The sequence below is a fragment of the Streptomyces sp. NPDC052701 genome (assembly GCF_040678355.1).
GTDB lineage: Bacteria > Actinomycetota > Actinomycetes > Streptomycetales > Streptomycetaceae > Streptomyces.
Genome location: NZ_JBFATO010000005.1, coordinates 291964 through 307739, shown reverse-complemented (window position 1 = coordinate 307739; position 15776 = coordinate 291964). Strand labels below are relative to the sequence as shown.

The 15776-nt window shown below is 66.7% G+C and carries 11 protein-coding genes; 5 read left to right on the top strand and 6 right to left on the bottom strand.

All coding sequences use genetic code 11. The annotated features are described in order from the left end of the window. The first annotated feature begins 44 nt into the window (after nt 1–44). Nucleotides 45–4019, top strand: a complete 3975-nt coding sequence (gene eccCa, locus AB0L29_RS09655; RefSeq protein WP_365825121.1) for a type VII secretion protein EccCa — start codon at nt 45–47, stop codon at nt 4017–4019. Nucleotides 4020–4192: 173 nt separating this feature from the next. Here the strand turns inward: eccCa and AB0L29_RS09650 are convergent, their stop codons facing one another. The 5 genes from AB0L29_RS09650 to AB0L29_RS09630 all read right to left on the bottom strand — a co-directional run bounded on the left by AB0L29_RS09650 (nt 4193) and on the right by AB0L29_RS09630 (nt 8635). Continuing rightward, nucleotides 4193–4492, bottom strand: a complete 300-nt coding sequence (locus AB0L29_RS09650) for a WXG100 family type VII secretion target (protein ID WP_365825119.1) — start codon at nt 4490–4492, stop codon at nt 4193–4195. An 89-nt stretch (nt 4493–4581) separates the two neighbouring features. Continuing rightward, nucleotides 4582–4929 carry a WXG100 family type VII secretion target gene (locus AB0L29_RS09645; RefSeq protein WP_365825118.1) on the bottom strand — a complete coding sequence of 116 codons (348 nt, stop codon included), beginning with the start codon at nt 4927–4929 and terminating at the stop codon, nt 4582–4584. Between the two features lie 140 nt (nt 4930–5069). Next, nucleotides 5070–6332 carry a S8 family serine peptidase gene (locus AB0L29_RS09640; RefSeq protein ID WP_365825167.1) on the bottom strand — a complete coding sequence of 421 codons (1263 nt, stop codon included), beginning with the start codon at nt 6330–6332 and terminating at the stop codon, nt 5070–5072. Nucleotides 6333–6404: 72 nt separating this feature from the next. Then, complete coding sequence (locus AB0L29_RS09635) at nt 6405–8189, bottom strand: hypothetical protein (protein WP_365825116.1); 1785 nt, start codon at nt 8187–8189, stop codon at nt 6405–6407. Between the two features lie 2 nt (nt 8190–8191). Beyond that, on the bottom strand, nt 8192–8635 hold the full coding sequence (locus AB0L29_RS09630) for a hypothetical protein (protein ID WP_365825114.1): 444 nt from the start codon (nt 8633–8635) through the stop codon (nt 8192–8194). A gap of 607 nt (nt 8636–9242) precedes the next feature. Between AB0L29_RS09630 and AB0L29_RS09625 the strand changes: the two genes are divergently transcribed. The 4 genes from AB0L29_RS09625 to AB0L29_RS09610 all read left to right on the top strand — a co-directional run bounded on the left by AB0L29_RS09625 (nt 9243) and on the right by AB0L29_RS09610 (nt 14422). After that, nucleotides 9243–9764, top strand: a complete 522-nt coding sequence (locus AB0L29_RS09625; protein WP_365825112.1) for a hypothetical protein — start codon at nt 9243–9245, stop codon at nt 9762–9764. Nucleotides 9765–9869: 105 nt separating this feature from the next. Then, nucleotides 9870–12182, top strand: coding sequence for a hypothetical protein (locus AB0L29_RS09620; protein ID WP_365825110.1), 2313 nt, complete (start codon nt 9870–9872; stop codon nt 12180–12182). A gap of 4 nt (nt 12183–12186) precedes the next feature. Continuing rightward, nucleotides 12187–12807 (top strand): hypothetical protein, encoded by a 621-nt coding sequence (locus AB0L29_RS09615; RefSeq protein ID WP_365825108.1) that lies wholly within the window; start codon nt 12187–12189, stop codon nt 12805–12807. A gap of 1093 nt (nt 12808–13900) precedes the next feature. Beyond that, complete coding sequence (locus AB0L29_RS09610; RefSeq protein ID WP_365825106.1) at nt 13901–14422, top strand: hypothetical protein; 522 nt, start codon at nt 13901–13903, stop codon at nt 14420–14422. Nucleotides 14423–14481: 59 nt separating this feature from the next. On the opposite strand, the gene mycP is transcribed toward AB0L29_RS09610, so the two are convergent. Further along, nucleotides 14482–15750: a type VII secretion-associated serine protease mycosin gene (gene mycP / locus AB0L29_RS09605; RefSeq protein ID WP_365825104.1), complete on the bottom strand. Its 1269-nt coding sequence runs from the start codon at nt 15748–15750 to the stop codon at nt 14482–14484. Nucleotides 15751–15776 lie beyond the last annotated feature (26 nt).

Genomic DNA, 15776 nt, shown 5'->3' with positions numbered 1-15776 from the left:
GCGGCGGACGGAACGGATCGGTGCGGCAAGGGAATTGGTGCGAAGTGAGCCACATCGTCGTCAAGCGCCCGCCGCGGGCACTGCCGAAGGACGTGCCCACGGCCGAGGTCGTGCTGCAACCACCGCCGGAACTTCCGCGCGGGCAGCAGGAAGGCGCCTTGATGCAGCTCCTGCCCATGCTGGGCATGGGCGGCTCCGTGGTGTTCTTCTTCAACCCGCAGGCCCAGCCCTTCATGAAGATCATGGGCATGGTGATGGTGGCGTCCACGATCGCGATGGGCATCGCGATGCTGGTCCGCTACCGCCGCGGCAACCAGGGCCAGCTGGCCGACCTGCGCCGCGACTACCTGCGCTACCTGTCCCAGACCCGGCGTGCCGCCCAGGAGACGGCCAGGGCCCAGCGCGACGCACAGTACTTCCTGCACCCTTCACCGGAGCAACTCTGGGCGCTGGTCGCCGAGGGCAGCCGGGTGTGGGAACGGCGCACCGGCGACGAGGACTTCGGGCAGGTGCGCGTGGGTCTGGGCCCGCAGGCCCTGGCCACTCCCCTGGTGCCGCCGGAGACCGGCGCGGTGGACCAGCTGGAGCCGTTGACCGCGGGCGCCGTGCAGCGCTTCGTGGCCACGCACAGCACCCTGGAGAACCTGCCCATGGCGGTCTCACTGCGCGCCTTCTACCACGTCACCCTCAGCGGCGATCCCCTCACCGTGCGCGGCACGGCCCGCGCCGTCACCGCCTCCCTCGCCTCGCTGCACTCCCCCGAGGACCTGGTCGTCGCCGTCGCCACCGGACGCGACGCGGCGCACGAGTGGGAGTGGGCCAAGTGGCTGCCGCACGTCCAGGCCCGGGGCGCGGCGGACGGCGCGGGCAGCATGCGGCTGATCGCGGCCGACCCGGCGGAGCTGGAGGACCTGCTCGCCACCCGCCTCCAGGGCCGTCCGCGCTTCCACCCGGACGGTCCGCCGGTGCCCGAGCAGCCGCACCTGGTGGTCGTGCTCGACGGCGTGTCGCTGTCGCCGGCGTCCCTGCTGGCGAGCCCGGAGGGCCTGCAGGGCGTGACCGTCCTGGAGATCGTGCCCGGCCACCTGTCCGGCGGGCGCGGTGACCTCTCCATCGTGGTGCAGCCCGGGGAACTGCGTCTGGAGTCGGCACACGGCATGGTCTACGAGGGCACCCCCGACGTGCTCTCCTACGAAGCCGCCGAGGCCCTGGCCCGGCAGCTCGCGCCGCTGCGCATGGCGTCGGGCGGGGACGACGACGAACCCCTCCTGGCGAACCTCGAGTTCACGGACCTGCTGAACCTCGGCGACGCGGCCTCGGTGGACCCCAAGCGGACCTGGCGCCCGCGCTCGCAGTCCGAACGGCTGCGCGTGCCGATCGGCGTCGGTGAGGACGGCAGGCCCGTCATGCTCGACCTGAAGGAGGCGGCGCAGGAAGGCATGGGCCCGCACGGCCTGTGCGTGGGCGCGACCGGTTCCGGAAAGTCGGAGCTGCTGCGCACGCTGGTCCTCGGCCTCGCCGTGACCCACTCCTCCGAGACCCTCAACTTCGTGCTGGCGGACTTCAAGGGCGGTGCCACCTTCGCGGGCATGGCGCAACTGCCCCACGTGGCCGCCGTGATCACCAACCTCGCGGACGACCTGACGCTCGTCGACCGCATGGGCGACTCGATCCGCGGTGAGCTCAACCGCCGCCAGGAGATGCTCCGCGACGCGGGCAACTACGCCAACATCCACGCCTACGAGAAGGCGCGCGCGGCGGGTGCCCCGCTGCAGCCGATCCCGTCACTCGTCCTGGTGATCGACGAGTTCAGCGAACTGCTCACCGCCAAGCCGGACTTCATCGAGATGTTCGTGCAGATCGGCCGTATCGGCCGTTCGCTGGGCGTGCACCTGCTGCTCGCTTCGCAGCGCCTGGAGGAAGGCCGCCTGCGCGGGCTCGAGACCTACCTGTCGTACCGGATCGGTCTGCGCACCTTCTCGGCGGCCGAGTCGCGCGCCGCGCTCGGCGTCCCGGACGCCTACGAGCTGCCGAACGTCCCCGGCTCCGGCTTCCTGAAGTTCGGCACGGACGAAATGGTGCGCTTCAAGGCCGCGTACGTCTCGGGCGTGTACCGCTCGAGCGCGCAGCAGGCGACGTCGTTCGGCGGGCCGCTGCCGGTCGACCGCAGGCCCGTGCTGTTCACCGCCTCCCAGGTCCCGGTGCAGTACGTGGCGGTGCCGCAGCAGCGTCGGGAGGAGGGGCGCGACGAGACGGACGACGCGCTCGCCGACACGGTGCTCGACGTGATCGTGCGCCGCCTGGAGGCACAGGGCCCGGCCGCCCACCAGGTGTGGCTGCCGCCGCTGGACAGCCCGCCGTCGCTCGACACGCTGCTGCCCGGCCTCGCCCCGGTGCCCGGCCGCGGCCTGACCCAGCCCGGCTACGAGGGAGCCGGCCGGCTCGTGATCCCCGTCGGCCTCGTCGACAAGCCGTACGAGCAGCGCCGCGACCCGCTGTGGGTGGACTTCGGCGGCGCGGCCGGTCACATGCAGATCCTGGGCGGCCCGCAGTCGGGCAAGTCGACACTGCTGCGCTCGATCGTCGCATCCTTCGCGCTCACGCACACCCCGCACGAAGTGCAGTTCTACGCCCTGGACTTCGGTGGCGGCGGTCTGTCGGCCGTGGCCGGCCTGCCACACGTGGGCGGCGTGGCCTCCCGCCTCGACCCCGAGAAGGTACGGCGGACGACGGCCGAGGTGTACGGCGTGATGACCCGCCGCGAGGAGTACTTCCGCACCGCGGGCATCTCCTCGATCGCGGAGTTCCGCGCCCGGCGCGCGCGGGGCGACATCTCGGTGGCCGACCAGCCCTGGGGCGACGTCTTCCTGATCATCGACGGCTGGGGCAACTTCCGCACGGACTACGACACGCTGGAACCGATCGTCCTGGACATCGCGGCGCGCGGCCTGGGCTACGGCATCCACGTCGTCCTCACCGCATCCCGGTCCATGGAGGTCCGCTCCAACCTCAAGGACCACCTGATGAACCGCCTCGAGCTGCGCCTCGGCGATCCCATGGACTCCGAGTTCGACCGGAAGGTCGCGGCCAACGTGCCCACGGGCGTACCCGGCCGCGGCCAGACGCCGCAGCGGCAGCACTTCATGGCGGCGGTCCCGCGCATCGACGGCCTGTCCTCCGACACGGACCTGGCCGAGGCGACCCAGGCGCTCACGGCCGAGGTCACCCGGCACTGGCAGCAGCCGGGCGCCCCGGCGGTGCGTCTGCTGCCCAGGGAGTTCCCGGCGCACCAGCTGCCCCCCGGCGACCGCTTCCCCAAGCGGGGCGTCGCCTTCGCGCTGGACGAGGACAACCTCGAGCCGGTGTTCGTGGACTTCGAGCAGGACCCGTTCTTCCTCGTCTTCGGCGAGAGCGAGTCCGGCAAGTCGAACCTGCTGAAGCTGCTCATCCAGCGCCTCACCGAGCGCTACGACGGCAACACGTGCAAGCTGTTCGTCATCGACAACCGCCGTTCCCTGCTGGGCGTGACCCCGTCCTCGCACCTGGCGGAGTACGTCCCGATGTCGAACCAGATGCAGCACCACATGGACGCGCTCGCCGACCTGATGCAGCGCCGTACGCCGACCGCCGACGTCACGCCGGAACAGCTGCGCGACCGCAGCTGGTGGCACGGCCCGACCGTCTACATCGTCATCGACGACTTCGACCTCGTGGCCACGTCGAGCGGCAACCCGCTGGCGGGTCTGACCGAGCTGCTGCCCTTCGCCCGCGACGTCGGCGTCCGCTTCATCATCGCCCGCTCCACCGCGGGCGCGGGCCGGGCCGGCTACGAGCCGTTCATGCAGCGCATGAAGGAGCTCGGCGCCCAGGGCGTCGTCCTCAGCGGTGACCCGGCCGAGGGCGACCTGCTGGGCGGGGTACGCCCGCGGCCGATGCCGCCGGGGCGGGGCGTGTTCGTGTCGCGCCGGCGGGGGAAGCCGCTGGTCCAGGTGGGGCTGGTGCCGGACCAGAACGGGTGACGTGACACCGTGTGCGAAGCGGGCAGGGCCGTGAACGGCCCTGCCCGCTTCGCCTTGCCGGGGCCGGTGGGACACCCCTCGCCTGTGTGCCACTTCCCGGGCGCACAGAACAGGGTGGGCGTCTCCCGCGCACGCCCACCCTGGATCTCTGTACCGGCTGTGTCCGGCAGCCCTTACTGCAGGTAGCTGGCCGCCTTCTTGTCACCTTCCATGTAGGTGCCGCCGGAGGTACCCACGACGTGGCCGATGCCCGTCAGCGCCTGGTGGATGTCGCTGGCTTCCTTGTCCCAGCGCCGCAGCTTCTCCGTGAAGGTGCTCTGCGCCTCACCCTCCCAGTACTGCAGGCTGTTCACGACCAGCTGGCGCAGCTCCTGCAGGTCGGCCTCCAACTGCTTCGCCTCGTTGGCGATGTTGGTCGCCGCGACGTCGAGCCCGTTGTAAGTAACTTGCAGGCCCTCGGAGTTACGGCTCATCCCTGTCTACCTCGTTTCGCTCGTCTGTACCTGCTGAGTGTGCCGGTGACCCAAGTGGCGGCGCACCGACGCCGTGAAGTCCGCCCGTCTCAGTACGAGCTGAGAGGAGACGCCTGGACGGTGGGGGCACCGTCGTTGACGTTGATCTTGTTGACCGCGGCGCGCACCTCGTCTTCCTTGGTGTCCTTGATGTTGCGCGCGGTCGTCATGGCCTCGATGACATCGCCCAGGATGTTGCCGATGTTCTGCATGGACGTGTTGATCTCGTACTGCTTCGTGTCGAACGCGGCACGACCGATGCCGTGCCACTGGCCCTCGAGGCCGTCGATCACGCCCTGAAGCCGGTGCACCCGCTTGCGGATGTTCTCGTACTTCTCGTACATCTGCTTCTGGAGCTTGATTACTGCTGCATCTTCGAGCTTCTGGTTGCCGGCCATGGTCAGCCTGCCCTCCCTGTCTCCGTTACTGGTCCAACTGTCTCGGCTCAACGCCCTGCAGCGGTGAGCACGCTTACCACGTCCGGTCCGAGCCCGAGCAGTGCGGAGCTCGGACGGCCGACGACGCCGACGTCACGACGTCACCTGGCGCGTCGCGCTCGCAGGACGGCGAAGGCGCCGCCTCCGAGCACGATCACGGCTGCGGCGGCGCCGAGCGCGATCCACAGGGTGTTGTCGTCGTCACCCGAGGAGTCGACGGATGCCTGCGGTTCAGATCCTGCCGCCGCGGTCCCGTCCCCAGAAGTGTTGTCCGAAGCCTGTGACGAGGCTGATGCAGACGGGGACTCCGAGGAATCCGAGGAGGAAGGCCGGATCTCCGTCACCAGCTTCTCCCCGTCCACCTTGTTCCACTTCGCGAGCGGGTCGGAGTACGCGGGACCGGGATCGTAGTCGGGGTCGGCCAGGACCGAGCGCGGGCGGATGGTCCCGTACCCCGCGTCCTTGGCCGGGTCGTCCTTCGGCCACTTGCGCCCCGCCGTGTCGATCAGGGCACGCGTGACCTGGTTCGCCGTCCAGTCCGGATGGGCGGACCAGATGAGGGCGGCGGCGGCGGAAGCGATGGCGGTCGCGTGGCTCGTGCCCCTTCGGCCGGGGCAGTAGTCGCTGAAGTCCGGCTTGCAGTAACCCGGGATGTCCTGTCCCGGAGCCACCAAGTCGACGTAGTACCCCGAGGAGGCGAATTTCGGGATGTTGTTGGCCGCGTCCATCGCAGACACGCCCAGGACGTAGGGGAAGGCGGCCGGGTAGCCGATGATCTCGCCCTCCGGGCCGTCCTTCTCCCCGTCGTTCCCTACGGCGGCGATCAGCAGCTTCCCCTTGGAGGCCGCGTACTTGATTGCGGCTTCCTCCTCAGGGTCCGCATACGGGCTGCCGAAAGACATGCTGATGATCTTCGCATCGGTGTCTGCGGCCGCTCTGATCGCCTCCGCAGCCCCAGGCGTCTTGGCTTTCTCTGCCTCTGGCAGCCCTTGAGCTTCGATGCGGTACGGCACGATCTTCGCCCCGGGGGCCAGTCCCTGCAAGCCGCCGCCTGTGCCCGTGCCGGCAATCAGCTCCGCCATGGTCGTTCCGTGGCCGGTGTAGTCCCGTGTGGCGCCGTAGGCGACCTTCTTGGGAACTTCGTCAGTCAGGACCTGACCTTTGAGCGATGCCGTATCAGGGTTCACTCCGGAATCGATGACGGCTACCTTGACGCCCTCTCCCGTGCTGACCTTCCACATCTTCTCGGCCTGCATCGGTCCCAGGTACCACTGCTCGGACCTGGCATCGAGCGCCACGGCGCCGGGAGCGAATCCGACGCTCACGGCAGCCAGGGCGCCCACGACGGCACCCGCAGCACGCACGCGTCGCCCGGTTGCCCGCTCGGCCCGTCGACTGGTCCCCGACTTCATGGTGTTCTACGTCCTCGCTAGCGCTCAGTTGACGACCGGCGGCACATCGCGCCGCGGCTTGGTGGGCAGGTGCGTCTCTTGGTCTTCCGCTACATGGTCGGGACGCGAGGACCTTTCGCCATCACGCCTGTCGCCCGGCTTCCCGCCGCCGGGTCCGCGTACGAGACCGGTGCCTCCACGCGTCATGCCGTTCCGCTCGGCTGTTGCAGCGGAGTTGCGTGTGGCCGGATTACCGGTGACGGCGCTCGGGGGTGTCGAGCCACCACGAGTTGTGCCCGGATTCGCACCGGGCCTCGCGGTGGATCCGGGTCCGCCGAAGACACCACGCTGTTCCGGCTGGCCGGCCGAGGTCCGTGAGCCGACCGCTGCCTCGGCGCCGATGACCGTGCCACGTGGGATTCGCGGCCCGCTCTTCCCGGGAACAGCACCAGTCGCAGTCGGGCGTCCTCCGACGACGCCGTTCGAACGACCTGCGCCAGTGGCCGGGCCACCAGCCGTCCGAGGCGCCGCTGCACCACCGGCTCGCGGCGTACCGCCGCTGACACCCGGTCCCGGCCCCATGGGGAACGACTTCGAGCCGGAAGTAACGCCCTTGGCGACCGTTTGGCCACCCGTTGTCGTGCGACCCACCTGGTTCACAGGTCCTTGCACCACAGGCCGTACGGGACTCGCATTTCCCGTGCCGGTCATGCCGGCTCGGCCCTGGGCCGAAGCAGGAGTCCGGACACCGCCGACTCCCCCCAGACCCTTGCCCGTAACAACGTTGGGAAGCGGAGCACCGTAACCGCCACCGAACGCGTTGGTCGTGCCACCGCCGCCCGTGGTGGGGACAGCCGTGGTCGGCGGAGTATGGCCCGTCGCAGGTGTTGTCGAGGGCGGCAGCGTGCCGACACTGTCGATGGTCGTTCCCACCGAGACACCGGGAATGTCGGGGTCAGGAACGCGCCTCGCACCCTCCTCTGGAGGTGCCTGGATGCCATCCACGGTGTGCGAGCCGCCATGCGCCACAGATGCGACCGTCGGATGGCCGCTTGCGACGCCTGCGGCTCTTTCCGTCCGGGAACTTTCAGCGGTTGAGGGATCGCCCTCCCGGAAAGTTGCTGACGGCTTCGGAACCCCTACGTCCGGCATCGGCTTGAACACCGGCGGCTCGAGCACCTTCAGCTGTTCTTCCGAGACCGCGTAGTAGGACGACAACCGGTTCATCTGGTTGATCGCCTCTTGGCGGTCCTTCTCCACGCGGACGGCGTCGGCGTAGTCCTCCGGCTTGGTGGTCTTCTCAGCCTCGGAGTACGTCCCGGGGCGCTTCCGGTTGTGCGGGTCCTTCGACGGCATGGCCTTGCGCACGGAGGCCAGCCCCACCGCGGCGGCGGTGATCTGGTCGCCCGCTCCCCCGGCGAACTCGCTCAGCTTTTCCGTGCTGGTGACCAGCGAGCGGCCCCATGTGCGGAAGGCTTCGCCCGACTCGCCGACCCAGTGGACGTTGTCGATGCGCCCCTTGAGTTCCCTCGCCGCCTCCTGGATGGCGTCGCGCGCGTCCCACAGTGCCTTGCCGGAGGACTCCAGGTCCTCCGGGTTCGTCTGCTCGACCATGTCGACCATGTCGTTCAGGTCGAAGTTCTCGAAGCTGGTACGACCGTGGGTGGCCTGCTCGTACGGCGTGCCGTCGACCGCCGCCTCGACCGCCGAGTGCACCAGCCGGTTGAAAAGCCCGGCGTTCGGCATCTCGTCGACCCGGCGGGTCAGGTCGGTGAGGGAGTTCTGCTGGGAGACCCGCTCCAGGTCCGCCTCGTGCTTCTTGTCCGTCATCGTCACAGGCTCCCGGTGGTGTGACGCTCTTCGCCCCGGGCCTTGCCCTTGGCGTCCTCGAGCAGCTTGATCTGCGTCTGGATCGAGTAGAAGCGGCGGCGCTGTTCCTCTTCGAGGTTGTCGAAGCCGACGTGCGCGCCCTTGACGGCGATGGCGATCGCCTCGATCTGGAGGTGCAGCGTCCTGGAGAGCGAGGTGAGCTCCTCGTGCACCCGGTTGTACTGCGTGTACAGACCCTGCGCCTCGGGGAAGGGCCTGCTCCCGCTGCTCAGGGACGACGGCTTGATCGTCTGGGCGCCGACCCGCGTCGGATTGCCGGCAGAACCCTCGAGAGTGCGGAGGACGGCGTCCACCCGCTTCACGAAGGTGCTCAGTGCCTCGCCAGTGACCTCAAGGTTGGCTGCCCTGCTGGCGGACACGCCCCCCACCATGTCTGCCGGAAGCATGTCGCTCCCTCCCCGTTTTCCCCGTACACCCATCGGCCGTGACCGACTGACCGCCCGCCCGCACGATCGCAAAGCGAGCCATACATCACTACGCGATCACCACTGTAGTCAACGGGTACGACAGGGCCAACCGTGGTGTGTGCTAACCCAGTTACAAAGCCCGCTCGTATGCCGCGATTCGGCAGGTTCAGCCGTTGCCTGCGCCCGGCGCCGCGGCCCACGAGGAGCGGCTCCCGTGGAGCCTACCCATCGTGCACCGCGTCACTGCGGCTGCGCGACACCATTTGACGACCCGTTGAGCAACCCGGGCACGGTCCGGGTGCGCCACACGAACGAGTGGAGGAGAGCAGGAGCACCGCGAGCCCTCCGAGGTGTGCCGGGTACCGCACGATCCGCCTCTTCGACCGGTGGGTCTCCGCCCTTCCCCCGCACCGACAACCCGTCTGATCTGCGCAGAACCTTCACGTCCGCAATCGGCCCACTTCGGACTGCACTCAGATGACCGCACGTAACCGGTTGATAACTTGTGCCGGAGTCCGGGCACCACGACGCGGCGTCCGACCGGTACGGGCGACCGGCGGTCCCGCACACGGGGAGGTAACCGTCCATGGCATGGGACGAGTGGGAACAGCTCAAGGCCGAGGCGCTGCAGCGGCAGCAGGGCTCGACCCACATGCAGTTGAACCAACTGGACGGAGGCGCCGGTTCGGGGGGCCCGAGCCTGCCGGGCAAGTACGGCGATCTCAAGGTGTCGAACGACGGCCTCACGAAGATCGGGAAGGCCGCGCACGAGCTCTACGACCGGCTGTGGGGCGAGGCCCGCGTCGCCGTTCCCAGCAGTGACCTGGCAGCGGCCGACTTGTCGAAGCAGGGCTTCGCGCTCGGGGCAGGCCTCGAGCACGTCTCGAACCGGTGGGAAGAGCAGCTCAAGTCCCTGATGGACGCGTGCGCGCACATCTCGAACCACATGCGCGTCACCAAGAAGCTGCACGTCGGCGACGAGGGCTACATCCAGCGGCGGATGAGCAGTATCGCCGCGCTGGACGCCGGCTTCGACGAGCGGGTGGGGGCACCGGGCAAGAAGAACAAGATCTACGGCGAGCAGAGCAAGGGGACAAAAGAGGAGTAGCGCAGCGTGAGCGCGGGCGGGCCTCCTCGCGCCCCTTGACGCTCACTGACGCACGGCCACCACACCCTCCGGTTCTTTCTCGCCATCTTCCAAGGACCCCGCCTCATGGATTTCGACGCTCTGCGCGACGCCGACTTCAAGCTGCTCGACGACGCCGTCACGGACTGGTCGACGCTCGTCAGGAATCTCGAGGACCTGAAGAAGGACGCCGAGGACCACCTGCACCAGGCAGCCGTCAAGGCCGAGTGGGCCGGTGTGAACGCCAAGGTGTCCAAGGAGTTCGTCGGCAAGACGGCCGGCGAGTTCGCGGACGCCCACACCCAGGCCAGGAGCATCTACAAGATCCTCAGCGACACGGCGGGGGAGCTGAAGAAGTACCACCGGCAGCTTCTCGACGCCCTCGAGGGCGGCCGCAAGAAGAACCTCACGGTCATCGGCCACGAAGGCGGCTTCACCGTCACCACGAACGTTCCGCCCGAAGCGCGCGGACAGCAGGACCAGGACAACAAGGCCGACATCACCGCGCTCCGTGACGAGGTCCAGAGAATCCTGGACAAGGCGACCGAGAGCGACAATTCCGCCAGTACCGTCCTGAAAGCCATCGCCGACCAGAGCAAGATGGGCTTCTCCGAAGCCCATTACACCGATCGGGACAGCGCGGCCGAAGCACTCGAGAGGGCCGACGAACTGGCCGCGCTCGCCAAGAAGGATCCGAAGGACCTGACGGTCAAGGACTTCGACGCGCTCAACGCCGGGCTGAAGAAGTACGCAGGCGACGAACTGTTCGCCGAACGGTTCGCCACGGCGCTCGGGCCGCAGAAGACACTGGAGTTCTGGACCGGAGTCAACGACCCTTACCGGAGCGACTACGAGCTGCGACGCGAGCGCCTGGAGCAGTACGACGATCTGCAACGACGCCTGGGCATGACGCTGGCCAACGCGACGCAGAGCGACTCGACGGCGATGGCCGACTGGAAACGCGCGATGATCGACATCGGCGACAAGCCCGTCTACGGCCACCAGGGCGGCCCCATGGGCTTCCAGGTCATGAGCAACTTGATGCGGACCGGCGACTACGACGACCGGTTCCTCAAGGACTACGGCACCAAGCTCATGGCCACCGAACGCAAACTGACCGGAAACGGCGAACACGCCAACCCGTTCTGGCACAGCTCCCCTGCGACGCCGCAGCTGAACAGGATCGGCGACGACAGCGGAGCCGACCCGCTCACCGGCTACCTGAAGGGCCTGTCCAACAGCCCCGACGCGGCCACCGACTTCTTCAACCAGCAGTTCATCTCCAAGGACGACCCGAACAACCCCTTCGAACGGGACACGGACGACGACGGCAAGAAGGGGAAGGTCCCTCTATCCAACTTCCAGTACCTGTTCGAGGAGCGGGAGTGGCCGCAGGAGACGAACTCCAAGGGAGACGACCTCCACACAGGTAGGAACAACCTGGCACTGGCCCTGGAAGCGGCTACCACGGGGCACCCGGCAGGGGAGCGGCCAACGGACGACACACCTGCTCACAACGCCGCCCAAGCCAACCTCATGGAAAGTATCGTCCACTCGGTGTCCGAGAAGCCGTCACGCCTGACCGACAGCGGCTACATGTCGGACAGCATGGGACAGATAGCCGCTGAGTATATGGCGGATATTCACCGCCAATTGCATGCAGGAAATGCCGGAGAAAAGGAACTTTTCCCCGTTGCGGGTACAGCAGCAAACCCAAGCGACAAGGACATCACACGCTTCCTTTACGCAGTCGGCCGCAACCCCGAGGGATACGCAGCAGTAAATTTGGGTCAGCACAGCTATACGACGCATCTGATGCAGTACCACTTCCAGCATCCGGATGCTTATGTCGCCGACTCCAATTATCCACAGAATCAGAACCTCAAGCAGGGAATCGATCAGATCGCGAAGACTGCTGGTCAGATTGAAGGAATCATCGGGGCCGGCCGTGCGTACGAAGCGGAAATCGAAGGTGGGGCCAAGGACGCCGATTACAATGCCGCCCTTGAAGCTGCAGGCACTTGGGGAGGAACTGCAGTCGGTATCGGGGTCGGTTTGGGGACGGCATCACTGACGGGTCCTGCGGGTGTCATCGTCGGCGACGCAGCAGGCACAGCTGCCGACGAGATCATCGGTGCCATCACCGAGGGATCCATGAAGGACAGTACCGACGAAGTCGTCTACCGCAACGGTTCAAGCTTCGAGGACACCCGCGACTCCACATACACGATGGTCGAAGAGGCCGCCCGGAAGGCCGGCGATAAGGCCGGTCACCGGTATCCGCTCATCGAGGCATCCGTGGGAACCTCTGCAGAGGCCGGATTCGACAGTGCTCGCACGAAGATTCACGACTACCTCGACGGTGAGGGCGTCCCTCGGCAGCTGGACACGGAGGAGTGACACAGTGAAAACCACCCGCCCCAAGATTCTGCTGATGGCCGGGCTGGCTCTGGCCTTGGCTCTGGCCGCCGGCATCGCCTTTTCTTTTGACCTGCCGCCGTTCAAAAGAAGCGGATTGATCCGGGCGGAGGATGTGTGTCCGTCACTCGGTGCCGGATCGGCGACCGTCTCTGCCTTGGACGAGGTACTACCCGACAAGTCTTCCTACTCGTTCCGCGAGGATACGAGAGATCCCCGCACCGACGAGCTGGACGACTCATACCAGACCTCGTGCTTCGTCCGCGGCGATAATGAGCAGCTGCTCTTTGCGGGGACGGAGATGCTGGAATATGACCGAGCGGGCAGTTGGATGGAGGAAGCAGTAGCCCAGTTCGAATCCGCAGCAGCACTCAAACCCTTCGCGGTCGGCGATAACGGCGTTGCTTCAAGCAGGGTCGCTGCCATCTATCTTCCTTGCACCTCGCACGGCGCCAACCGTCACCTCAGCGTAATCGTGCGGCTGAAGAAGCATGGAAATGCCGCTGATTCAGCGCTGAGGAATGGGCTGATCACGCTGGCCACCAACGCCGCCTCCTACGCGCATGCCGAAGCCCGCTGCGACCTGCCGCTCAATATGAAGAATTGAATTGGCATGGCGCTCACCCGCGCTATGCAGAGCAATTCGGCAGCGATGACCGGCTGAAAGTGCACGATGGTCGGCATGACAAGCCCTTCTGCGACAATCAGGTCGACCCTATGGGCTTCCAAATGTCTAGGGCGCCGGGATGACGATAATTAATTCGCACGTCAAGGCTGCGTCAATACCTGACACATTCCAAAGGGGTAAACTCCTTAAACCGTGACGGATTACTGATGCGCCTGTTTTCGGAAAGCATTAGATGAACTACTGCAGTCGGCCTTCCAAAGTCCGTGGTTTCGTCGGCGCACTAGCGACGACAGCCCTCCTTGCGATGCTCACGGGCTGCGGTGAAGACAATGAACGAGATTACACAGTCCCACGTGCCCTATGTGGCGTCACCATGGGCAGAGATAACCTTATTCCATTCCTTTCGGGCGGAAGTGAGATCAGCATTCGAGAGAAGTCGAGGTCCGGCATGAAGCGCTGTGAAGTAGTCATCGACAACAAGCTCGTTGTCACGACCACACAAGCATGGCTGGAAAAAGGAAGAACGACTGCTTACTTCGCATCCGGGCAGTCCCTTCATTTTCCTGAAAACTCGGCGGATGGAGGAAGGTTCCTTTATTCGGACAATGAAGCCTTTGGGAAGACCCGTGACTGTGTGGACACTCGGTATAAGCAGGAACTGTACACAGCCGTGCAAGCCCAAGGTTCAAAGCATAAGGACGCCAACGCGATGAAGCATCTTATTAGATCTTTCACGCATGAAGTACAACAGTCGACCGAGTGCAGAGCGGGAGACCAGTAACAATTTGCCGCACTGGACGTCCAGGTCGACGAGCGGGTGGGGCGCAGGGCAAGAAAAAACGGGAGTGGGGCCGCGATGTGAGCACAGCTGAAGATCGGTCACACCCTCTTGAAACTTACCGGTGTCCGATCAACGCTTTCCTGCCAGAAGCGCCCGCAGGATCCTCAGCGGTGTGGTGGACTGGGCAGCTTGGAAGTTGTTTCGAAAATTTGATCAGGGATTGGTTCGCGTCTCGTACCGCATCGTTCAGCCGTTCGACGCGTTTACGCATCACGAGAAAAGATATTCCACTTGATTGCTCGGCACTTTACGACGGCGTCCACGGCCGTCGCGCTTTTCGGGATAATGGTCGGATGCTCCAAGTCCGAGGGCACGAAGGAATATGACGTCCCCCATTCACTGTGCGGCGTCTCATTGGACAGGGCTCTGGTTTCGGAACTTCTGCCGCCGGGGAAGAACATCGAGGTTCAGCAGAATAATCCGGTGCCCAGCAGGCACCGCTGCCAGGTGAACATCGACGGTGAGGCGGCACTCATGCTGAGCCAGGAATGGTGGAGGCAGGGAAACACTGTTGCGGACGTGGCCCGAGGAATCCCGCAGTTGGAGAATGCGAAGCTGACGGATGACGACGGCGACCTCCACACCGGCACTGGCGCTGTGAAGGAAACGCGGTGCGTCAGTCAGGACCATCGCGGCCAGAACCTTTTTGCCGCCGTGCAGGTCTTCATGGACGGAGTGGACGGCGCAGAGGCCGTCCGGAAGTTGGTGAAGGAATACAGCCTGGCCGTTGAAAAATCGAAGATGTGCCGGTGAATCGCTGGAGGTGAAAACTTGACAGGATTTTCACCTCTCTGTTTTCAGCACTGCCCTTTCTAGCCGGCGCGTCTGCGTCGTGCGTCTCGTAGTGCCACCGCTGTGCCGCCCAGGCCCGCGACCAGGACCAGGCCGCCGACGACCACGTACGTGCCGAGGCGGGTGTTGCGTTCGTCGGCCGTCTCGCCGAAGTGGACGGGGGCGACGGAGGGGGCCTCGGCCCGGGAGACGCCTTCCTCGGCGGTCGGGGACTCCACGGGGTTGGCGGGGTCGACGTCCGTGAGGGCCTTGACCGGGTCGACCACGCCCCAGCCGACCAGGCGGTCGTGGCCGGGGATCGAGCGTTCCGCGGTCTGTTCGATCTGGGCGACGATCTGGCGGGCCGTCCACTTGGGGTACTTGGCCTTCAGCAGGGCCGCCACCCCGGCCACGTAGGGGGCCGAGAAGCTGGTGCCGTTGTCGGAGCAGTGGCCGTTTCCGGGGACCGTGGAGATCATGTCGACGCCCGGGGCCGCCACGCCCACGAACTCGCCGGACTGGGAGAAGGCAGCGCGTTCGTTGTTGCGGTCGGAGGCGGCCACCGCGAGGACGCCCTCGTACGAAGCCGGGTAGGTGACCTTGACGTTGCCGCCGAGGCCGTCGTTGCCGGCCGAGGCGACGACCACGACGTTCCGGTCCAGGGCGTGGTCGACGGCCTGCCGGAGGCTCGGGGCGGGTTCGACGGCGTTCGCCGTGTCCTGGGAGATGTTGATGACGTCGGCGCCGGCCTGGACCGCGTAACGGATGGACGTCGCGAGGGTGAGGGCCGTGCCGTTGCCCTCCGCGTCGTTCTGCTTGATGGGGATGATCGTGGCCTCGGGGGCGAGACCCACGAAGCCCGTCCCCTTGGCGGGGCGGGCGGCGATGATGCCGGCGACGCGGGTGCCGTGGCCGACGGTGTCGGTGGTGCCCTGGGCGTTGCCGCGCTCGATCTTCTCGCCCTCGGCGTTCTCGGACGGCAGGTAGTTCCTGCCCTTCGAGGCGTCGACGGCGTCGCGGAGCTGGGGGTTCTTGATGTCGACGCCCGTGTCGATCACCGCGACCCGGACGCCCTCGCCCTTGGTCTCGGCCCACAGTTCGTCGAGGTTGACCCGCTGCAGGGCCCAGGGGCGCCCCTCGTACTTCTTCGAGGGGAACGTGCACTGCCCGGCGTAGCCGTCCGCCCGGGCCTCGGGGGCCGGGAGGGCGAGCAGCGTCGTCGTGAGGGCGGTCGTGGCGAGCACGGCCGCCGTCGTGCGGGGCGGCGTGCCGCCTCGGCTCCGGCGCCCGGAGCGGCTTTCCTTCACCATGGTCGTGCTCTCCTGGGAACCCATCG